The following is an 18,877-nucleotide window of genomic DNA, read 5'->3' on the forward strand; positions in this document are numbered from 1 at the left end:
GAGGACCCGTTGCACGCCGATTGGGAATACGCCCACACCAGCTACAACGCGCCGGTCTCGCGCCCGTCACCCGCCGGGCTCGCGGAGAGCGAAGCCGACTGGGCTCACCGCCTGGAGACGCAGACCCCGAACGGCTGGCTCCTGCGGGACAACGCCATGCTCCGAAGCCTGGCCAGCGGCGCCCGATGCACCTGCTCCACCTGACCCGCGACCTGGGCACCGTCCGCAGCAGCGGGCACCTCTACGCCTCCACCGGCTGCCTGGTCGGCGCCGTCTACGGGGCGCCTCTCACTCCGACCGGTGGCGCCTTCCGGCCCCACAACCTCGGCTCCTACCTGCTGGAAAGCAGGCAGAACAGCACACCGCTCATCATCGAGGTCACCCCCGGCGCTCCAGCGCCCGCCAAGGGCATCGACTACCTGCGCCTCGGAGGTATCCACCTGAGGACGTACCAGACGTACCGGCATTTCCTCACCGAAGCCGAGGATGACGATGTGCTCCGGTCCGTCGTGGACCGGGTGCGCGTCGCTGCCCCGTTCCTCGACATGCTCCTGCGCAACGCCAGCGGTGGCACGACGCCGGACGGGTCGTTCATCGACACCCTTGCCGTCACGGTCCCGGTCTTCCCCTACCTTGGGTACCTCTACTTCGAGACCGTCGCCGAGTACTTGATGCTCCACTCCACCAGCCGGGCGACCAAGGAGTACGCCCACCGGGGCGAGCTCAACAACCGCCTGTACAAGGAGCTCGCGTTCTCTGCGGTGCGGGGGATGGGAGTTCTCTTCGACCTCGGGCGGTTCGCGCCGGACTGCGCGCGGCTCCTCGAACTCGTCGAGCGCATCGAGCCCGGCCTGGCATCCGGCCTGCCCGGCCATGTGCGACGCCGGCTGTCCCACCTGTTCGCCGCCACAGCCCTTGCCCCGGATCAGGACGCCTCCGCCCTCACCTTCCACCGGGCGGACCTGGACACACTGGCGGACACCGCCCCGTACCTCCTCGGCCAGCTGATCTTCCGGGAGATCCGGATCGCCGACCGCTACCCGCAGCTCTACCACTGCTTCGAACAGGTCAAGGCCCTGGAAGCGTGGAGCTACTGGAACTCCGAGCGCATCCCGACGCCGTTCAACGGCACGACCCCCAAGGGGGAGATCGGCATCAATCCGGCCCACCCGCATGCCGGCTTCTCGGTCTGGACGGCGGAGACCTGCGAACGGGGGCTCCTCCACCCGGTCGAACAGAACGCCGCAGTGCCGGCCCCTCGCCTCGTGCCCTGGCTGGTCGCTCCCCTACGGGACAGGACGGAGGAGGAACGATGGTTGAACCGGCACCTGGCGCCCGCGAGTTAGCTCCTGCCGGGCTGTCGAGCAGCTGGCTCCCCCACTGACTCGCCCCGCACCATCGAACAGGAAGCAGGCCACTATGCAGCACCGCGTCCGCGCCGTCCTCCTCACCCCGAACGACACCATGCTGCTGATCAAGCGCATCCGACCTGGCATCGACCCGTACTGGGTGATCGTCGGCGGCAAGATCGAACCGACCGACGTCAGCCCTGAGGAGGCCCTGCTGCGCGAGGTCCGCGAGGAGATCGCGGGCGAGGCGGAGATCGTCAGCCTCCTCCACACCATCGAGACCGCCGACGAACGCCAGGACTTCTACCTCGCCACCATCCAGAAGTGGAGCTTCGAGGACCGCACCGGCCCCGAGTTCAGCCAGGAAGACCGAGGCGAATACCTCCTCGAAGAGATCCCCCTGACCACCGCCGCCCTCGACGCGGTCAACCTCCTGCCCCAGGACTTCGCGGCCGTCCTGCGCGAGGCCGTCGAGCGCGGAGAACTCCTCGCCGTCCGTTGACCGCAAGGGTGGCCGGGTCGGCCCGGCCACCCAACATCAAGCGCCCCTTGCGGCCTCGCGTTCAGCGATGAAGTCGTCGAGGAGCTGGAACAGGACCTTGATCGCGTGCTTCTCGTCCTTGGACGGTAGGTCCGAGATGTTGTCCCAGCCGTCGGGGAGGGCGATGTGCAGGACCTGGCCGGGCCAGGCATGGTTACAGTCACGGCCTCGGCGGGCGACGAGCCACTCGTGCCAGCCGGTGAGGAGGACGGGGCCGCCGTGGCGGCTGGCGTGTTCGTCGTAGCCGGTCAGGAAGGCGGTCAGCTGGTGGAAGGAGCTGCAGCCGATGATCAGGGGGCGTTGGCCGATACAGGCGAAGTACTCGCGCTCGTCCATCTCCGAGAGCTGTTTCATGTCCCTTCCCCCTGGCTGGTCGTGGTTAGGAGCCGTCGTTGGCGGAGTGGAGAACGGCCTCGGCGATTTCGCGTACGCGTTCCTGGGTGATGCCGGTCCTCTGCTCGACGGCGAGGGGGTGGTCGGTGGGTTCGAGCTCGATGAGGGGTCGCTGACCGATGGGCCTGGTGTGGAGGTTGGTCTTCAGGTTGATCGTGCTGGGCGAATAGATGGGAAGCTCGGTGGTCAGCCAGCCGAAGTACGGCTTCTCGGATTCGCGCCCTGGGGTGTCCCAGAGGTCTGCGGCGCGGGAGAAGTTCTCGCGGCTCAGGGAGACCCAGACGCCCCAGGAGAACACATCACTGCTGCCGATGACCGGTATCTCGATCAGGCCCTTGACGAAGTAGTGCTGTGCCTTGATGACGCACTGATCCGACGAGAGCAGGCAGTCGGGAGCGTCGGCGAAGCCCGGGGCCCAGACGTAGGGGGCCGTTGTCGAGTAGTTCATCGGCAGCTCTGGGTGGTGCCCGCCGCAGCACGAGCAGGTGAATCCGAGATCACTGGTCATGGGTGGAAGCCTAATGATCAGAGCCGACACCTCTCAGGGCAGTGCGTTCCTCCGCAGAGGCCGGACAGTGATCAAGGTCGCTGGCGTGAACGCGCCTTGTGCGCCTGGTTGTTGTGGTACGTTCCGTGGTCCAACCGAAAATAGGCGACCCCGGCGGTGCTGGTAACACCCCGGGGTCCGGCAGCAGGAGTGCGACCTCCCGATGCGTGTCCGTCGTAGCGCCCACGTGCGCAACTTCACCGTGCTGCCCAACGCCATGCTGCAGTACCGGCAGCTGTCCTACACCGCCCGTGGCCTGCTCGCCGACCTCCTCTCCCGCCCGGATGGTTGGCGCGAGGACGGCCGGCACATGGCCGACTCCAGCCCGCAGGGGCGCGGGGCGATCCGCAAGGCTCTGAAGGAGTTGACCGAGGCCGGGTACTACCGGGTCGAGAAGATCCGCCTGCCGGACGGGACGATCCACACCGAGACCCACGTCTACGACACCCCTCAGCTGGCGGCACCGGGTGTCACCCGTCCGGTCTCCGGTGAGGCGAGCACCGGCCGTGCTGGCGTCCCTCTTGTAAAGGACCGGTATCAAGAACCCTCCCACCTCGCCGAGCAGGCCGATCAGCGATCGGCCACCAGCAGTGAGGCCGCCGACCGGCCCGAAGGGCGGGAGGAGGGCCACACCATCGACCAGGAGACTCTGACCATCCCGGACGAGCAGGTCCGCGAGGCGGCGGCGACGCTGTTCCGGGCGATCCGCTCGGAGCCGCGCCTGTGGCTGGGCGAGGCCGAGGCCACTGAGCTGGCGCCGCTCGTCGCCCAGTGGCTGGAGCGCGGCAGCACTGCCCAGGAGTTGGCCCAAGCCCTGTTGCCCGGCCTGCCCGTGCCCCTGCACTCCCCGGTCGGCGTCCTCCGCAGCCGCCTGCAGCGCAAGATGCGTGCCTGCGTCGCAGCGTCGTGTAGCGGCATGTGACGGGCGACCCGTGGGTGTTGAGCCATGCCGCCGAGGGGCACCTACCTGAGCAAAGATGGTGTGTGCCAGACGAGTTGCTTTGCAGCCATGACGGCCGGTGACATGTCTTGCCAGGCCATGGTTCGTTCGGCAGTACGCCGGTTGAATCGCAGGTTGACTTCTCCGGGCTGCCCCATGCCCTTGGCATCGATAGAGCACTGGGCGCCCCATGAGTAGTCGCCCGTGCAGTGGCGACGGACGACCGTGAGTGGGAGACCAAACATGGGGTCGGTGAGTCGGCTCAGGAACGCCTCGTGCTGGCAACTGCCGTTCAGGGGGTGGTAGTCCATGTCGAAGCACCACTGTTCGCCGTGTTGTCCGGGATTCCTCCAGGCAGAGAAGTGGAGCGGTACCTCGATCCGGCTGAACAGGCCGATCCTGCGGAGGAGACCGCTGCTGAGCCAGGCTGAATGGTCATCCGTAGCGAGGTACCGCTCGAACAAGCGCTCCTGGGCTGTCTGGAGGTGCGGTGACGTGATGTGACACATCTCCTCACCGGCGTCTGCGAGCCAGCTAATTCTGGCGGACTCGGCTTGCTCCCATGCATGCCTGCTGATCCCCGTTACGTTGATCGTGGCGGAGGTCCCGGCGACGACGAGGTCGATTCCGCTTGCCGAGGTTCGGCATACACGGAGTCCTGGTACTCCGCCGATCTCGGTGTCGCGGGTCCATGGCAGCAGTTGCACTGCGTGATCGGCGACGTGGTCGCCTTCGAAGTTCAAGGTGATCGAGTCCGGGGCTGGGATCACCGACTTGACGCCGAAGGGGTAGATCGTCAGTTCGTCCGGCCAGGCCAAGGTGAAGAATGCCCGCCTCTCCAGCCGCCTCTGAAGAGCGCTGCGGGCTGCGGGGATCAGGCTCTGACCTCGTGGGGTTCCTTCGATCCGCTCCCGCAGCCTCTGATGGGACTCGCCGGTGTAAGCGCGTACGACCCTGGTCAGACGGGAAACGTTGTCGCGAGGCATGTCGAACTCCTTGACCGCCGGCCCGGTATCAACGAGGAGTTGCTGCTCTGTGAAGCACGTTGAAGGTGGAGATGAACCAGGTGAGCCCTGCTCCTTCTCCCGCGACGTCGACGGCCGGGCCGAGCGCCTGGGATGGCCGCTGTCCGGCCTGGTGGGATTCAACCATGAATTCTCCGCGTCGTCCGTTCATCGCGTCGGCTGCCTCGGCGTGCCGAAGATGTATCGGCCGAGTCATCCTCTAGGCTCGACCAAGTCGGCTTGCGGAAGCCGACTCCGGCTCACGGCTCGCCGACCTACAGGGCCAGCAGGGCAGGCAAGGGGCTTGGCCCCATCCGCCCCTCTTGGGAGGGAGATCAGCACCCACCACACGGTCTCTGCGGACGCACACGACTCCGCGCTCTGGTCGGCGGTGCGGCGACGGAGTTCCAGTGCCCCACAGTGTCCTCGGCGACCTCGCCAGGCAGCGCATGGTCTACACGAACGAGCGCTACCGCATCGCGTTTCAGGCCATCCGTGAGCTATCTCCCGGCTCCTGCCCGCTTCCGGCGGCAGGGGGAGACCAAGAACTCTTCGAAGCGGCCATCTTCGCGCACATCCTGAAGCCGTACCGCTTCGGCCTGCATCCACTACGCATCGCCCAGACGCGGCCCTATCCCGAGAGCCTTGTGCTCGTGGTCGACACCTCCGAGCGTCTGGTGCTCGACATGCTGCGTGACCTGCTGCCGAGTGCAGACCGAGAAGGGGAAGAGGTTCAGGGCGTCGAGGGCCTGCGAATCTTGAGGTGGCGGGACGATGGCCTGGAACTGCACCGCCCGGGTCAGCGCACGCTTGTCCGCCTCGCTGGTGCGCCGCATGCCGTCTGGCGCCGGGCCGAGAAGCAGGTTGTGGACGACCTTGAGGATTCCGGCTACCGGGCTTGCTGGCGTACCCACCCTGATGCCTGGACCGAAGTGGAACGCTTGCAGGAGAGGGATGACGAAGGTTGGTACACCGGGCTTGCCCGCCGTGGCGCCTGGCTGGCCAGCGGGTTGCTTCGTCGAATTGCCCTCTTCCACACCACCGCCATTCCCTGGGCTGCTGATGGTTGGCGAGGGCTGTCCAGCGAGCTGTTGTGGAAGTTCGACCTGGCTTGCTACCCGGACCTTCCGCCGCGCATGGAAGAACTTGCCGCCGCGCTCACTGATCCCCGCTTTGGGCTCCCCATGCAAACCAGCGCCCGCTCGCTGAGGTCTCCGCGTAGGCTGCGCCTCGCTGCCACACATGGCAGCGAGGCGCTCGAACCGTTCTTCGCGCCGTGGGAGGCAGACGGAGATCAGTGGATGGCTGACCTCCAGCGAGCCCGCGTGGTGCGGGAACGTGTTGAGCGAGTCGTTGCCGGTGTCACCAGGTAGACGGTGAACGGTGCCCTGCAGGGCACATCGGGGGCACATGAAGCCCAAAAGTGCCGCTGACCAGTGCGAACTACTGAAGGTAGTTTCGCCTGGTCAGCGGCACTTTTCTGGTTGAACCCGCAGGTCACTGGCTTGTGGGGATCAAAAGATCCTCAAGTGGCAGGACAACGCCCTCCTGCGCGCCGCGTCCTGAGGGCCGGACCAGTCGCTGGCGGTGCTCCTCCGTCGGACCGCACTGCGGTTGCCGGGCGTGGGAGCGGACCGGACGATGGGGGCATGATGCACCAGATGCGAGCCGAGTACGGCGCCGGCGGCGAGGCCGAGGGGGTGCGGCTGTGGCACGTGGTCCGGGGTGAGGACAGTGTCGCGATGTGCGGGCGGGAGCTCGATCCGGCGGCGCGGGTGCGCTCGGCGGTGGACTGGGGGAAGACCCCGGAGCTGTGCTGCCACACCTGCGGGGCGTACTTCCTGCGCGAGGCCCCGTACCTGGCGGCCGAACACCCGTAGGCGGCACTACCGTTGCCCGGCATGGAGGAACCCCTCGTCCGGCCGCGGCCGTTGACCCCCGAGGCCGCCGGGCTGCGTGCCGGCGTGCCTGAACTGCCCGAGTACGTCGACCGGTTGTGCGCGCTGGTCGAGCGGGTGGACCCGCTGATCCACGCGTTCGTGCCGGAGCCCGGACGGCACGGGCGGTTGCGGGCGCAGGCGAGGGAGCTGGCCGCGCGGTACCCGGAGCCGGACGGGCGGCCGCCGCTGTACGGGGTGGCGGTGGGGGTCAAGGACATCGTGCACGTGGACGGGCTGCCCACCCACGGCGGTTCGGCGCTGCCGCCCGGGGTGCTGGCCGGTCCGCAGGCCCCGGTGGTGGACCGGCTGCGGGCGGCGGGGGCACTGGTCGCGGGCAAGACGGTGACCGCCGAGTTCGCCGCGAGCGCCCCGGGCCCGACCCGCAATCCGCACCATCCGGGCCACACCCCGGGCGGCTCCAGCAGCGGTTCGGCGGCGGCGGTCGCGGCGGGGCTGGTGCCGCTGGCGATCGGCACCCAGACCGTCGGCTCGGTGGTCCGCCCGGCCGCGTACTGCGGGGTGGTGGGCTTCCGGCCGACGTACGGGCGGATCCCGATCGACGGGGTGATCCCGAACGCGCCGAGCTTCGACACCCTGGGCGTGTTCACCGCCGACCTGGCGGGCGCGGCGCTGGTGGCCCCGCTGCTCTGCGACGACTGGCGGCCGGCGGACGACTCGGAGCCGGTGCTCGGGGTGCCGGACGGGACATACCTGGAGTGGGCGGAGCCGGCCGCGCTGCGCGCCTTCGAGGAGCAGCTGGCCCGGCTGGTGAGGGCCGGGCTGACGGTGCGCCGGGTCGAGCTGTTCCCCGACTTCGCCGAGGTCAGGCGGCAGTTGCAGACGGTCAACCGGTTCGAGCTGGCCCGCGGCCACGCCGACTGGTTCGCCCGCTTCGGCGGGCTCTACCGGCCGGAGACGGCAGCCGGCATCCGGGTCGGGCAGGGCGTCGCGGCCGAGGACAGGGCGGCCGCCCTGCGCTTCCGGGAGCGGCTGCGCGAGCGGGTGGCCGCGGCGCAGACGGCGGCCGGGGTGGACCTGTGGCTGGCGCCCTCGGCGACCGGCGGCGCGCCGGAGGGCCTGCACGGCACCGGGGACGCGGTGATGTCGCTGCCGTGGAGCTTCCTCGGCCGCCCGGCCCTGAGCCTGCCGGCCGGGTGGACCGGGGAGGGGCTGCCGCTCGGGCTCCAGGTGGTCGGCGCGGAGGGCGGGGACGAGCAGCTGCTGGCCCGGTCCGCCCTGCTGGAACGGGTGCTGACGGAGCGTTAGGCGAGGGCCGGGTCGGCCGGGTCGGCGGCCTCGGCGCGCAGCAGGCGCAGCAGGAGGCGGCCGGCCCGCTGGTACGGGACGTCCTCGTCGTGCAGCACGGCCTGGGAGTTGGCCGTCTCCAGGACGGCGACCAGGGCGAAGGCGAGGTCGCCGAGGTCGGTGTCGGGGCGCAGGCCGCCGGCGGCCCTGGCGTCGCCGAGGGCCGCGGCGATGGTGTCGGACCACTCCCGGGCGCAGCCGGCCAGGGCGTCCCGGACGGCGCCGGGGCGGGCGTCGAACTCGGCGGTGACCTCGTAGAAGAAGCAGCCGCCGGGGAAGACCCGGGCGCGGGAGTAGGCGAGCCAGCTCTCGCAGAGGGCGCGGACCCGGGCGAGGCCGGGCGGGGCGTCGGCGACCGGGGTGACGACGGCGTCGACGAAGATCCGGCGGGCGGCGCGGACGGTGGCGAGTTGCAGCTCCTCCTTGGAGCCGAAGCCGGCGAAGACGCCGCTCTTGCTGAGCCCGAGGTCGGTGGCGAGGCGGCCGATGGAGAGCGCGTCCAGGCCCTCGACGGAGGCGATCCCGACGGCGCGGTGCAGCACCGCCCGGCGGGTCTCCTCGCCGCGCAGGACTCGTCCGTCGGTGGTCGGTCCGGCCATCGTCCGTCCCCGTTCTGCTCGTCGTGGCGTGTCGCCCAGGGTAGTGGGTGCACCGGTGGCGGCCTCGGAAACGCCAGGAAATTGCACGAACGGTCGTGCTAATATCTCGCCGCGAGCAAGGCAGGACAAGGAGCGCAGAGAGCAGGGAGACCCGATGGACCCCACCCGGGCACTGATCCGTACGGCCCTCAACCCCACCGCCCGCGTCGCCCCGGGCCTGGCCGGTCGGGCGGCCTTCGAACTGTTCGCGCACCCGCTGCGGCGCAGCCGGGTGCGCGAGTCGGAGCGCGAGGTGCACGGGCGCGCCGCCGTCGAGCGGCTCACCGTGAACGGCAAGGCGGTGGCCGGCTACCGCTGGGGCGACGGGGAGCGGCCGGTCCTGCTGCTGCACGGCTGGCGCTCCCGGGCCTCCCGGTTCGCCCCGTACGTGTCCCGGCTGCGGGCGCTCGGGCTGAGCGCCGTCGCCTTCGACGCGCCGGGCCACGGCGACTCCGGCGGCCGCACCACCAGCGTGCTGGAGTTCCGCGAGCTCGCGCTGCGACTCCAGGAGCGGTACGGGCCGTTCGAGGCCGTGGTGGCGCACTCGCTCGGCGTCTGCGCGGCCTTCGGAGCGCTCGCCGACGGGCTGAGCGCGGGCCGGCTGGCGGCCGTCTCCGGGGTGTCCGGGGTCGGCTTCTTCCCGGCCGCCTTCTGCGCCGGGCTCGGGCTGAACGCCGAGGTCGAGCGGGCGCTGCGGGAGCGGATCGAACGGGAGCTGTTCGGCGGGGACGCCGGGGGCTGGGAGCGCTTCGACGCCGTCCGTCAGGTCGAGGCGGTCGGCGGGCCGGTCCTGGTGGTGCACGACGAGGGGGACCGCGTCGTCCCGCCCAGCGAGGCGCACCGGCTCCGCACGGCGTACGGGGAGCGGCTCGACCTGGTGCTCACCCAGGGGCTCGGCCACCGAAGGATCATCGCGGAGCCGGCCGTCGTCGACCAGGTGATCGGGTTCGTCTCCGCGGGAACGGCGGCCGCCGCCGCATGAGGATCGTCGAACTGCACGCGCGGGCCGTGGAGTCGGCCGCCCAGGTGGTGGACGGCGTACGGCCGGACGAGCTGGACCTGCCCACCCCCTGCGCCGGGTGGACGCTGCGGACCCTGCTGGAGCACTGCGTCGGGCAGCACCGGGGCTTCGCCGCGGCGGCCCGGGGCGCCGGGCCCGACCCGGCGCTGTTCGCGGACGCGCCGCTCGGCGCCGACCCGGCGGGCGTCTTCCGCCGCACCGGCGAGGACCTCACCGAGGCCTTCCGGGAGGCGGCCGCCGCCGGACGGCCGATCTGGCTGCCCGAACTCCACGACGGGGCGCCCTTCCCGTGCGCCCAGGCGGTGGGCTTCCACCTGCTGGACACCCTGGTGCACGGCTGGGACGTCGCCGCCGCGCTCGGCACCGGGGACGGGCCGGCCGCGGCGGTGGACGGCGACGAGGAACTGGCCGCCGTGCTGCTGAGGGTGGCCGAGGCCGTTCCGGCCGGCCCGGAGCACCGGGTGCCGGGACGTGCCTTCGGGCCGCGGCTCGAACCCGGCGGCGGCGCGGGCCGGTTCGGCCGCGCGCTGGCCCTGCTCGGCCGTGACCCGGCCTGGAAGCCGTAGCGCGGCGCCGCGATCCCCTGTGCTCCCGGGACCCCGGGCCCTAGGAGCCGCGGGTGCTTCCGCCGGTCCGGGGGCCGCGGCCGCGCTGCTCGTCGGGGAAGCGCGGCCCGCCGATCAGGAAGAGCAGCGCGGCGGTGGGGAAGCCGGTCGAGGCGGCCAGCACCACGATGAACTGCCAGAACATCTTCCGCTCCTCGTCAGTCGCGGGCGCCGCGGACACCCGAAGGTGATCCCAAACCCGACCCGCTCCGATTGGCCGAATCGTCCGGTCACTGTCCGACGGTATGGCCGAATCACACCGGCTGCCACCGGGCGCCCGGCCCCGGGCCCGCCACACCGGCGCACGGGTCCGGGCGCGGGCCCGGAGCGGCGGCCACACTGCCGGTATGCAGCTACAGCTCGCAGGGGAAGCCCGCCGTCCCGACCGTGAGAGCGAGGACTTCGCGGCGGCCTCGCCGGAGGCGCTGGTCCTGCTGGACGGCGCGAGTTCGCCGGCCGGCCTGGAGTCGGGGTGCCGGCACGGGACGGCCTGGTACGTGCGCCGGCTGGGCGTGCACCTGCTGGCCAGGCTCACCGACCGGACGGACCGCTCGATCGCCGAGTGCCTGGCCGACGCCATCGTGGAGACGGCCGCGCTGCACGGCGGCCGCTGCGACCTGGCCCACCCCAACACCCCCGCCGCGATGGTCGTCGCGGCCCGGCGGCACGGCGAGTCGCTGGAGTACCTGGTGCTCGGCGACTCGCTGCTGGTGCTGGAGCACCGGGACGGCCCGCCGAAGGTGATCGGGGACAACCAGCGCTTCCCCGGCGGGGAGGAACTGCGCCGCCAGGTCAGGGAGACCGTGCCCGGCTCGGCCGAACGGGCCGCCCTGCGCCTGGAGTACGCGCTGGCGGTGCGCGCGGCCAGGAACCGGGGTACCGGCCCGTGGATCGCCGCCGCCGGCCCGCGGGCGGCCGAGCACGCCGAGACCGGCTTCGTCCGGCTGGACCGGCTGCACGCGCTGGCCGCCCTCACCGCCGGCGCCTCGCGCTACACCGAGCGCTTCGGGCTGGGCAGTTGGGGCGACGCGCTGAGGCTGCTCGCCGAGTCGGGGCCGGGCGAACTGATCGCCAGGGTCCGGGCGGCGGAGCGGGCCGACCCGACCTGCGAGCGCTGGCCGCGGGGCAGGACGCACGACGACGCCTCGGCCCTGTACGCGCTGCTGTAGCCGGCTCGGCGACGAGGACGGCGGAGCGGCCGCAGGCACTGCCTGCGGCCGCCCGGTTGTTCCGGCTCCGTCGTTCCTGCCGCCGAGCCGGCCCTGCCTCCTGAGCCGTCAGTGACCGGCGGCGGGGATGGTGCCGAGGCGGCCGGCCTGGAAGTCCTCCATGGCCTGCTGGAGCTCGCGGTGGCTGTTCATCACGAACGGGCCGTAGTGGGCGACGGGTTCGCGGATCGGGAGGCCGCCGAGCAGCACGACCTCGAAGTTGTTGTCGCGGGAGTCCTGCTTCTCGTCGGCGCGGATGGTGATCGAGTCGCCGTCGCCGAAGACGACGGCCTGGCCCCGGTGGAAGGGGCGGTGCTCGGCGCCGGCCGAGCCGTTGCCGGCGAGGCCGTAGGCGAGGGCGTTGAAGTCGGAGCGCCAGGGCAGGGTGATCTGGGCGCCGGGGCTGACCGACGCGTGGATCATGGTGATCGGGGTGTGGGTGGTGCCGGGGCCCTGGTGGCCGTCGAGCTCGCCCGCGATCACCCGGAGCAGCGCGCCGCCGTCCGCGGTGCTGAGCAGCCTGACGCTGCCGCCGCGGATGTCCTGGTACTTCGGGGCGATCATCTTGTCCGAGGCGGGCAGGTTCACCCACAGCTGGAGGCCGTGGAAGAGGCCGCCGGACTTCACCAGCGACTCCGGCGGGGTCTCGATGTGCAGCAGGCCGGAGCCGGCCGTCATCCACTGGGTGTCGCCGTCGGTGATGGTGCCGCCGCCGCCGTGCGAGTCCTGGTGGATGAACGTTCCGTCAATGATGTAGGTGACGGTCTCGAAGCCGCGGTGCGGGTGCCAGGGGGTGCCCTTGGGCTCGCCGGCCGCGTAATCCACCTCGCCCATCTGGTCCATCATGATGAACGGGTCGAGGTACTTCTGGTTGATCTTGGCGAAGGCGCGGCGGACGGGGAAGCCCTCGCCTTCGAAGCCCTCGGGCGCGGTGGCCACGGTGAGGACCGGCCGGGCGCTCGTGACGGCGGGGTCCGGCGTGGTGACGCGCGGAAGGGTCAGTGGGTTGTCGACGGTCACGGCGGGCATGTCGGCCTCCTTCGGGGGGTGGTCTGGCCTACGTGCACGAGGTTAGTTCAATCATCAACAACAAGCAAGTTGAAAATTGAACTATGCAGTGACGAAGGAGCGCGGGGCTCCTCCTCCAGGATGGGTCAGGGGTGGGCCGGCCGCATCGCGGGCCGGCCGTCCGCGGCTCGGTCGGCTGCGGCTCCGGTCGGCTGGGCCGGCCGTCCGCGGCTCCGGTCGGCTGGGCCGGCCGTCCGCGGCTCCGGCGGGCCGTCCGGTCAGCCGTACATCCGGCGCATGGTGAAGTCCACCATCTGCTCGACGGCCTTGGCGTCGAACACCATCCGGTGCTCGCCTTCCATGTCCAGCGCGAAGCCGTAGCCGGTCGGCAGCAGGTCCAGGACCTCGGCGCCGGTCACGGTGAAGTGCTTGGAGTCCTTGCCCGCGTAGCGGCGCAGCTCCTTTAGCGAGCTGAACATCGGGATCACCGGCGTCGGGGTGTTGTGCAGCGCCAGGAAGCCGGGGCGCTCCCCGCGGGGGCAGTGCACCTTCGAGGTGATGAAGATCGCCTGGAAGTCCTCGACCGCCATCGAGCCGGTGGTGAACGCCCGGACCGCGTCCGCGAGTGAGGGAGGCGAGGGTTCGGGGTACAGGGACTGCTGGGGGGTCTGCGACTGCCCGCCGTAGGCGTCGGGTCCGGGCATGCCGTTCATGCCCGGCTGCGGCCCCGCCTGCTGCTGGTAGGGATCTCCCGGGTATGTGTTCTGGTCATATCCGTACACACGGACAGGCTAGCGGGAGGGCACCCTTCTCTGCTGGCATCGATCCTGACAAGGAGTGGTCGCCCCGCCTGTGGGACGTGACCACGTTCATAGAGGTTTGGCCGGCGGGGGCTTGCTCAAGTTACCGCTGGGTAGCATCATGATGCCTACTGGTGGGTACGGGACGCCGGAACGCGGCGGTCTCCCGGAAGCGACGAACCGGAGATAACGGCCATGGGTCACTACAAGTCCAACCTGCGGGACGTGGAGTTCAACCTCTTCGAGGTGTTCGGCCGCGACCAGGTGTACGGCACCGGACCGTTCGCGGACATGGACGTCGAGACCGCGAAGAACATCCTGAGCGAGATCTCGCGCCTCGCCGAGAACGACCTCGCGGCGTCCTTCACGGACACCGACCGCAACCCGCCGGTCTTCGACCCGGAGACCAACACCGCGCCGATCCCGGCCGCCTTCAAGAAGAGCTACCAGACCTTCATGGACGCCGAGTGGTGGCGGCTGGGCATCCCGGAGTCGATCGGCGGCCAGGTCACCCCGAACTCGCTGATCTGGGCCTTCGCCGAGCAGATCCTGGGCTCCAACCCGGCCATCTGGATGTACTCCTCGGGCCCGGCCTTCGCCGGCGTCATCGCCGAGGAGGGCACCGAGGAGCAGCTGGAGGTCGCCAAGCGGATGACCGACCGCCTGTGGGGCTCCACCATGGTCCTCACCGAGCCCGACGCGGGCTCCGACGTGGGCGCCGGCCGTACCAAGGCGATCAAGCAGGAGGACGGCTCCTGGCACATCGAGGGCGTGAAGCGCTTCATCACCTCGGGTGAGCACGACATGTCCGAGAACATCGTCCACATGGTGCTGGCCCGCCCCGAGGGCGGAAAGCCGGGCACCAAGGGCCTGGGCCTGTTCATCGTCCCCAAGTTCGACTTCGACTGGGAGACCGGCGAGCTGGGCGAGCGCAACGGCGTCTACGCCACCAACGTCGAGCACAAGATGGGCCTCAAGGCCTCGAACACCTGCGAGATGACCTTCGGCGCCAAGCACCCGGCCAAGGGCTGGCTGCTCGGCGAGAAGGTCGACGGCATCCGCCAGATGTTCAAGATCATCGAGCTCGCCCGCATGATGGTCGGCACGAAGGCCATCGCCACCCTCTCCACCGGCTACCTGAACGCGCTGGAGTACGCCAAGGAGCGCGTGCAGGGCGCCGACATCTCGCAGTTCCTGGACAAGACCGCCCCGCGCGTCACCATCACCAACCACCCGGACGTGCGCCGCTCGCTGCTGACCCAGAAGGCCTACGCCGAGGGCATGCGCGCGCTGGTCCTGTTCACCGCGTCCGTCCAGGACGACATGACGGCCGCCGCGCTGCGCGGCGAGCGCGACGAGGCCGCCGAGCGCCTCAACGACCTGCTGCTGCCGATCGTCAAGGGCTACGGCTCGGAGAAGTCGTACGAGCAGCTCGCCCAGTCGCTCCAGACCTTCGGCGGCTCCGGGTACCTCCAGGAGTACCCGATCGAGCAGTACATCCGGGACGCCAAGATCGACACCCTGTACGAGGGCACCACGGCGATCCAGGGCCAGGACTTCTTCTTCCGCAAGATCGTCAAGGACGGCGGCCAGGCGCTCACCGCGCTGTCCGAGCAGATCCAGAAGTTCCTCGGCTCCGCGGCCGGCGGCGACGCCCTGGCCGTCGAGCGCGACCTGCTGGCCAAGGCCGCGGGCGACCTGGAGGCCATCGTCGGCAAGCTGCTGGCCGACCTCACCTCGGTCGAGCAGGACGTCAGGAACATGTACAAGGTGGGCCTCAGCACCACCCGCCTGCTGATGGTCTCCGGCGACGTCGTGGTCGGCTGGCTGCTGCTGCGCCAGGCCGTGGTGGCCCTGGCCAAGCTGGAGGCGGGCGCCCCGGAGAAGGACGTCGCCTTCTACCAGGGCAAGGTCGCGTCGGCCCGCTTCTTCGCCAAGAACGTCCTGCCGACCATCACCCCGCAGCGCCTCATCGCCGAGGGCATCGACAACGAGATCATGGAGCTGGCGGAGGAGGCCTTCTGAGCCGCCGCGCCCACCCGTCACCCGCCGCCGCCCCTCCCGGGGCGGCGGCGGGTGACACCTCCTCGACTGACTGACACACCCTCGCACCGAAGGGCCCGGCTGCCACCGGGCCCTTCGGTGTTTCCCGCGGGAAACCCGGACGCGGAAAGCCCGGATGACCGGCGGGAACGCTCGGGTCGTGCGGGGCCGTTCACGGTTGTGTCCGGGTTGCGCACCGGACGAGGTGTTCCGAATGCCCTGTCCGTGTACGGGCATATGCTCAGGTGCGAAGCCGACTCCCCATCCGGCTTCGGCCCTCACTCGACCCAGGAGCAGTATGTCGACCGCCGCCCGCCAGGCATTCTTCGACCGGACGCACAGCGACGACCTGATCGCGTTCCTCGGCACCTCGCCGTCTCCGTACCACGCGGTGGCGAGCGCCGCGGAGCGGCTGGAGAAGGCGGGCTTCCGGCAGGTCGCCGAGACGGACGCGTGGGACACCGCGGCCGGCGGGCGCTACCTGATCCGCGGGGGCGCGCTGATCGCCTGGTACCTGCCGGAGGGGACGGGCCCCGAGACGCCGTTCCGGATCGTCGGCACCCACACCGACTCGCCCAACCTGCGGGTCAAGCCGGTGCCGGACACCGGTTCGGCGGGCTGGCGGCAGGTCGCGGTGGAGATCTACGGCGGCGTCCCGCTGAACACCTGGCTGGACCGCGACCTCGGCCTCTCCGGCCGGCTCGCGCTCAAGGACGGCACCGCCAGGCTGGTGCAGCTGGACGAGCCGCTGCTGCGCGTGCCGCAGCTCGCCATCCACCTGGACCGCCAGGTCAACGAGGGCATGAAGCTCGACAAGCAGCGCCACCTCACCCCGATCTGGGGCCTCGGCCCGGTCGACGAGGGCTCGCTGATCTCCTACGTCGCCGGGCGGGCCGGCCTGGACGCCGCCGACGTGGCCGGCTGGGACCTCATGACGCACGACGTCCAGCCCGCCTCCTACCTGGGCCGCGACCGCGAGCTGATCGCCGCCCCGCGCCTGGACAACCTGCTCTCGGTGCACGCGGCCACCGCCGCGCTCGCCGCCGTCGCCACCGCCGACGGCGCCGCCGACCTGCCGTACATCCCGGTGCTGGCCGCCTTCGACCACGAGGAGACCGGCAGCGAGTCCGACACCGGCGCGCAGAGCCCGCTGCTCGGCAACGTGCTGGACCGGACGATCCACGCGCGCGGCGGCAACACCGAGGACCGGGCCAGGGCGCTCGCCGGCACGATCTGCCTCTCCTCGGACATGGGCCACGCCGTCCACCCGAACTACAGCGAGCGGCACGAGCCGGGCCACCACCCGGTGCCGAACGGCGGGCCGATCCTCAAGGTCAACGTCAACAACCGCTACGCGACCGACGGCGTCGGCCGGGCGGTGTTCGCGGCCGCCTGCGAGAAGGCGGGCGTGCCGTGGCAGGCCTTCGTGTCCAACAACGCGATGCCCTGCGGGACGACGATCGGCCCGATCACGGCGGCGCGCCTGGGCATCACGACGGTGGACTGCGGCATCGCGGCGCTGTCCATGCACTCGGCGCGCGAGCTGTGCGGGGCTGAGGACCCGTACCTGCTGGCGAGCGCGCTCAAGGCCTTCCTGGAGGGCTGAGACACGGCGAAGGGGGCCCGGAGGACGAACGCCGGGCCCCCTTCGCGTGGGTCCGCGCTACTCCATCCCGGCCAGGACCAGCGGCAGGCGGCGGGCGCCGTCGTCGACCAGCTTCACCGGCACGCCCCAGTCCTGCTGGTGCACGTGGCAGGCCGGGTACTCGATCTCCGGGTCGTCGTCGCAGGAGGCGGCCATCGCCGAGACGTGCAGCACGCCCTCGGCGACCTCGCCGGAGAGCACCAGCTCACGGGAGAGGTCGGAGTCCGCGCCCGCGCCGGAGACCAGCAGCTCGGGCGGGGTCGCACTGACCAGCAGCCGGGTGGACGGGCCGTAGCGCTCGTCCAGCTTCTGGCCGTTCGGCGCCTCGAAGACCACGTCCAGCCGGAGGGCGCCGGGGGCGACCTCGGTGGCCGCGCGCCGGGTGCGGTGGGCCACCGACTCGACCCGCACCGCCTCCTCGGGCAGCCGCAGCCTGGTCAGCCGGTGCCGGGCCGACTCGACCACCACGATGTCGCCGTCCACCAGCACCGTGCCGGACGGCTCGCGCAGGTCGGTGGCCAGCGTGCTGACCTCGCCGCTCGCCGGGTCGTAGCGGCGCAGCGCGTGGTTGTAGGTGTCGGCGACGGCCACCGAGCCGTCCGGCAGCACGGTGACGCCCAGCGGGTGCTGGAAGAGCGCCTGGCCGGCGGCGCCGTCGCGGTGACCGAAGTCGAACAGGCCGGTGCCGACGGCGGTTTCGACCGTCTTGGTTTCACGTGAAACCGAACGCAGCGCCGAGGTCTCGGCGTCGGCGACCCAGAGCCGCTCGCCGTCCGCGGACACCGCGAGGCCGGACGGCTGGGCGAACCAGGCCTCGGCGGCCGGCCCGTCCACCAGACCCTCGTTGGTGGTGCCGGCCGCGACCGCGACCGTGCCGGTGGCCGGGTCGTACGACCACAGCTGGTGCACGCCGGCCATCGCGATCCACACCCGGCCGTCGAACCAGGCGACGTCCCACGGCGAGGAGAGGTCCACCTCGCGGGCCGGGCCCTCGGTCGCCGAGCCCTGCCACCACTGGCGGCCGGTGCCGGCCAGGGTGGTCACGTGGCCGTCGGCGAGGCGGACGCCGCGCAGGGCGTGGTTGACGGTGTCGGCGACGACCACGTCGAAGCCGTGGCCCTCGGGGACGAGCGCGAGGCCCTGCGGCTCGCTGAACCGCGGGCCGGTGCCGTCGGTGCCATTGCCGTTGGTGCCGGTGCTGTCAGCTCCGGTGCCGTCCACCAGGCCGCGCTGCCCGTCGCCGATCCGGCGGACCACCGTCTCGCCGTCCTCGGCCAGCTCGACCAGCGAGTGGTGGCCGGAGTCGGCGACCAGGAAGTGGCCGTTCAGCAGCCGGACCGCCTTGCCGGGGAACTTGAGGTCCCCGGCGCTCGGCTCCGGCGCCACGTACGGGCCGTCGCCGCGGCGCAGCGTGCCCTTCGCGGCGTGCTCGGCCTCCAGCTCCTCGACCAGCCGGGCGAGCGCGTGGGCGTGGCCCTCGCCGGCGTGCTGGGCGACCACGTAGCCCTCCGGGTCGATCACCACCAGCGTCGGCCAGGCCCGTACGGCGTACTGCTTCCAGGTGACCAGCGCCGGGTCGTCCAGCACCGGGTGATGCACCTCGTACCGGGCGACGGCGTCGACGACGGCCTGGTGGTCGGCCTCGTGCACGAACTTCGGCGAGTGCACCCCGACGATCACCAGGGTGTCGCGGTGCTTTTCCTCCAACTCCCGCAGCTCGTCCAGGACGTGGAGACAGTTGATGCAGCAGAAGGTCCAGAAGTCCAGGATGGTGATCTTGCCCCGGAAGTCGGCGAGCGTGAGCTCCCTGCCGCCGGTGTTAAGCCAACCGCCTGCCCCGACCAGCTCGGGGGCGCGTACACGTGCACGAGATGCCATGCGTCAATCAAA

Annotated in this window: 20 protein-coding genes; 12 read left to right on the plus strand and 8 right to left on the minus strand. The window is 71.2% G+C overall.

Annotated elements, in window-relative coordinates:
- Nucleotides 1-9: 9 nt before the first annotated feature.
- From ACZ7C5_RS02285 to ACZ7C5_RS02295, 3 genes are all read left to right on the plus strand, one after another.
- Entirely contained in the window at nucleotides 10-204 is a 195-nt protein-coding gene (locus tag ACZ7C5_RS02285) for a hypothetical protein (RefSeq protein ID WP_470321723.1), read from the plus strand.
- On the plus strand, nucleotides 186-1,346 hold the full coding sequence (locus ACZ7C5_RS02290; protein ID WP_470321724.1) for a hypothetical protein: 1,161 nt from the start codon (nucleotides 186-188) through the stop codon (nucleotides 1,344-1,346). The genes ACZ7C5_RS02285 and ACZ7C5_RS02290 overlap by 19 nt, the downstream gene beginning before the upstream one ends.
- Nucleotides 1,347-1,419: 73 nt before the next feature.
- Entirely contained in the window at nucleotides 1,420-1,851 is a 432-nt protein-coding gene (locus ACZ7C5_RS02295; protein WP_470321725.1) for an NUDIX hydrolase, read from the plus strand.
- A gap of 36 nt (nucleotides 1,852-1,887) precedes the next feature.
- On the opposite strand, the gene ACZ7C5_RS02300 is transcribed toward ACZ7C5_RS02295, so the two are convergent.
- Both ACZ7C5_RS02300 and ACZ7C5_RS02305 read right to left on the minus strand, forming a co-directional pair.
- Nucleotides 1,888-2,244 (minus strand): hypothetical protein, encoded by a 357-nt coding sequence (locus ACZ7C5_RS02300; RefSeq protein WP_401089075.1) that lies wholly within the window; start codon nucleotides 2,242-2,244, stop codon nucleotides 1,888-1,890.
- 25 nt (nucleotides 2,245-2,269) lie between these two features.
- The gene (locus ACZ7C5_RS02305; RefSeq protein ID WP_470321876.1) at nucleotides 2,270-2,731 is read right to left on the minus strand and encodes a DUF2199 domain-containing protein; all 462 of its coding nucleotides are present in this window, start codon (nucleotides 2,729-2,731) and stop codon (nucleotides 2,270-2,272) included.
- A 262-nt stretch (nucleotides 2,732-2,993) separates the two neighbouring features.
- Between ACZ7C5_RS02305 and ACZ7C5_RS02310 the strand changes: the two genes are divergently transcribed.
- Complete coding sequence (locus tag ACZ7C5_RS02310; protein ID WP_470321726.1) at nucleotides 2,994-3,752, plus strand: hypothetical protein; 759 nt, start codon at nucleotides 2,994-2,996, stop codon at nucleotides 3,750-3,752.
- A gap of 41 nt (nucleotides 3,753-3,793) precedes the next feature.
- Here ACZ7C5_RS02310 and ACZ7C5_RS02315 read toward each other — a convergent pair whose 3' ends face one another.
- Nucleotides 3,794-4,756 (minus strand): hypothetical protein, encoded by a 963-nt coding sequence (locus tag ACZ7C5_RS02315; protein WP_470321727.1) that lies wholly within the window; start codon nucleotides 4,754-4,756, stop codon nucleotides 3,794-3,796.
- Nucleotides 4,757-5,184: 428 nt separating this feature from the next.
- Between ACZ7C5_RS02315 and ACZ7C5_RS02320 the strand changes: the two genes are divergently transcribed.
- The 3 genes from ACZ7C5_RS02320 to ACZ7C5_RS02330 all read left to right on the plus strand — a co-directional run bounded on the left by ACZ7C5_RS02320 (nucleotide 5,185) and on the right by ACZ7C5_RS02330 (nucleotide 7,980).
- Nucleotides 5,185-6,147 (plus strand): hypothetical protein, encoded by a 963-nt coding sequence (locus tag ACZ7C5_RS02320; RefSeq protein WP_470321728.1) that lies wholly within the window; start codon nucleotides 5,185-5,187, stop codon nucleotides 6,145-6,147.
- Nucleotides 6,148-6,435: 288 nt separating this feature from the next.
- Complete coding sequence (locus ACZ7C5_RS02325) at nucleotides 6,436-6,654, plus strand: hypothetical protein (RefSeq protein ID WP_470321729.1); 219 nt, start codon at nucleotides 6,436-6,438, stop codon at nucleotides 6,652-6,654.
- A 21-nt stretch (nucleotides 6,655-6,675) separates the two neighbouring features.
- Entirely contained in the window at nucleotides 6,676-7,980 is a 1,305-nt protein-coding gene (locus ACZ7C5_RS02330; RefSeq protein WP_401089065.1) for an amidase, read from the plus strand.
- Here the strand turns inward: ACZ7C5_RS02330 and ACZ7C5_RS02335 are convergent.
- On the minus strand, nucleotides 7,977-8,618 hold the full coding sequence (locus ACZ7C5_RS02335) for a TetR/AcrR family transcriptional regulator (protein ID WP_470321730.1): 642 nt from the start codon (nucleotides 8,616-8,618) through the stop codon (nucleotides 7,977-7,979). The two genes, ACZ7C5_RS02330 and ACZ7C5_RS02335, sit on opposite strands and share 4 nt — an antisense overlap.
- Before the next feature lie 154 nt (nucleotides 8,619-8,772).
- On the opposite strand from ACZ7C5_RS02335, the gene ACZ7C5_RS02340 reads away from it, so the two are divergent.
- Nucleotides 8,773-9,639 (plus strand): alpha/beta hydrolase, encoded by an 867-nt coding sequence (locus tag ACZ7C5_RS02340; RefSeq protein WP_401089061.1) that lies wholly within the window; start codon nucleotides 8,773-8,775, stop codon nucleotides 9,637-9,639.
- The gene (locus ACZ7C5_RS02345) at nucleotides 9,636-10,244 is read left to right on the plus strand and encodes a TIGR03086 family metal-binding protein (RefSeq protein WP_470321731.1); all 609 of its coding nucleotides are present in this window, start codon (nucleotides 9,636-9,638) and stop codon (nucleotides 10,242-10,244) included. Before ACZ7C5_RS02340 ends, ACZ7C5_RS02345 begins: the two co-directional genes overlap by 4 nt.
- A gap of 40 nt (nucleotides 10,245-10,284) precedes the next feature.
- Here ACZ7C5_RS02345 and ACZ7C5_RS02350 read toward each other — a convergent pair whose 3' ends face one another.
- On the minus strand, nucleotides 10,285-10,428 hold the full coding sequence (locus ACZ7C5_RS02350) for a hypothetical protein (protein WP_401089290.1): 144 nt from the start codon (nucleotides 10,426-10,428) through the stop codon (nucleotides 10,285-10,287).
- Nucleotides 10,429-10,630: 202 nt separating this feature from the next.
- On the opposite strand from ACZ7C5_RS02350, the gene ACZ7C5_RS02355 reads away from it, so the two are divergent.
- Nucleotides 10,631-11,452, plus strand: a complete 822-nt coding sequence (locus tag ACZ7C5_RS02355) for a protein phosphatase 2C domain-containing protein (RefSeq protein ID WP_470321732.1) — start codon at nucleotides 10,631-10,633, stop codon at nucleotides 11,450-11,452.
- A gap of 108 nt (nucleotides 11,453-11,560) precedes the next feature.
- Here ACZ7C5_RS02355 and ACZ7C5_RS02360 read toward each other — a convergent pair whose 3' ends face one another.
- On the minus strand, nucleotides 11,561-12,520 hold the full coding sequence (locus tag ACZ7C5_RS02360) for a pirin family protein (protein ID WP_470321733.1): 960 nt from the start codon (nucleotides 12,518-12,520) through the stop codon (nucleotides 11,561-11,563).
- 257 nt (nucleotides 12,521-12,777) lie between these two features.
- Nucleotides 12,778-13,281 carry an SseB family protein gene (locus tag ACZ7C5_RS02365; RefSeq protein ID WP_401089056.1) on the minus strand — a complete coding sequence of 168 codons (504 nt, stop codon included), beginning with the start codon at nucleotides 13,279-13,281 and terminating at the stop codon, nucleotides 12,778-12,780.
- A gap of 213 nt (nucleotides 13,282-13,494) precedes the next feature.
- On the opposite strand from ACZ7C5_RS02365, the gene ACZ7C5_RS02370 reads away from it, so the two are divergent.
- Nucleotides 13,495-15,324: an acyl-CoA dehydrogenase gene (locus ACZ7C5_RS02370; RefSeq protein ID WP_470321734.1), complete on the plus strand. Its 1,830-nt coding sequence runs from the start codon at nucleotides 13,495-13,497 to the stop codon at nucleotides 15,322-15,324.
- Between the two features lie 316 nt (nucleotides 15,325-15,640).
- Nucleotides 15,641-16,948 (plus strand): M18 family aminopeptidase, encoded by a 1,308-nt coding sequence (locus tag ACZ7C5_RS02375; protein WP_188295203.1) that lies wholly within the window; start codon nucleotides 15,641-15,643, stop codon nucleotides 16,946-16,948.
- 57 nt (nucleotides 16,949-17,005) lie between these two features.
- Here ACZ7C5_RS02375 and ACZ7C5_RS02380 read toward each other — a convergent pair whose 3' ends face one another.
- Nucleotides 17,006-18,865, minus strand: a complete 1,860-nt coding sequence (locus ACZ7C5_RS02380; RefSeq protein WP_470321735.1) for an NHL domain-containing thioredoxin family protein — start codon at nucleotides 18,863-18,865, stop codon at nucleotides 17,006-17,008.
- Nucleotides 18,866-18,877 lie beyond the last annotated feature (12 nt).

The sequence above is a fragment of the Kitasatospora sp. NPDC036993 genome (genome assembly GCF_055607525.1).

Coding starts and splice junctions, on each gene's coding strand:
- ACZ7C5_RS02290 (WP_470321724.1), top strand. CDS start 186: ATGCACCTGCTCCACCTGACCCGCGACCTGGGCACCGTCCGCAGCAGC.
- ACZ7C5_RS02295 (WP_470321725.1), top strand. CDS start 1,420: ATGCAGCACCGCGTCCGCGCCGTCCTCCTCACCCCGAACGACACCATG.
- ACZ7C5_RS02300 (WP_401089075.1), bottom strand. CDS start 2,244: ATGAAACAGCTCTCGGAGATGGACGAGCGCGAGTACTTCGCCTGTATC.
- ACZ7C5_RS02305 (WP_470321876.1), bottom strand. CDS start 2,731: ATGAACTACTCGACAACGGCCCCCTACGTCTGGGCCCCGGGCTTCGCC.
- ACZ7C5_RS02310 (WP_470321726.1), top strand. CDS start 2,994: ATGCGTGTCCGTCGTAGCGCCCACGTGCGCAACTTCACCGTGCTGCCC.
- ACZ7C5_RS02315 (WP_470321727.1), bottom strand. CDS start 4,756: ATGCCTCGCGACAACGTTTCCCGTCTGACCAGGGTCGTACGCGCTTAC.
- ACZ7C5_RS02325 (WP_470321729.1), top strand. CDS start 6,436: ATGCGAGCCGAGTACGGCGCCGGCGGCGAGGCCGAGGGGGTGCGGCTG.
- ACZ7C5_RS02330 (WP_401089065.1), top strand. CDS start 6,676: ATGGAGGAACCCCTCGTCCGGCCGCGGCCGTTGACCCCCGAGGCCGCC.
- ACZ7C5_RS02335 (WP_470321730.1), bottom strand. CDS start 8,618: ATGGCCGGACCGACCACCGACGGACGAGTCCTGCGCGGCGAGGAGACC.
- ACZ7C5_RS02340 (WP_401089061.1), top strand. CDS start 8,773: ATGGACCCCACCCGGGCACTGATCCGTACGGCCCTCAACCCCACCGCC.
- ACZ7C5_RS02345 (WP_470321731.1), top strand. CDS start 9,636: ATGAGGATCGTCGAACTGCACGCGCGGGCCGTGGAGTCGGCCGCCCAG.
- ACZ7C5_RS02350 (WP_401089290.1), bottom strand. CDS start 10,428: ATGTTCTGGCAGTTCATCGTGGTGCTGGCCGCCTCGACCGGCTTCCCC.
- ACZ7C5_RS02355 (WP_470321732.1), top strand. CDS start 10,631: ATGCAGCTACAGCTCGCAGGGGAAGCCCGCCGTCCCGACCGTGAGAGC.
- ACZ7C5_RS02360 (WP_470321733.1), bottom strand. CDS start 12,520: ATGCCCGCCGTGACCGTCGACAACCCACTGACCCTTCCGCGCGTCACC.
- ACZ7C5_RS02370 (WP_470321734.1), top strand. CDS start 13,495: ATGGGTCACTACAAGTCCAACCTGCGGGACGTGGAGTTCAACCTCTTC.
- ACZ7C5_RS02375 (WP_188295203.1), top strand. CDS start 15,641: ATGTCGACCGCCGCCCGCCAGGCATTCTTCGACCGGACGCACAGCGAC.
- ACZ7C5_RS02380 (WP_470321735.1), bottom strand. CDS start 18,865: ATGGCATCTCGTGCACGTGTACGCGCCCCCGAGCTGGTCGGGGCAGGC.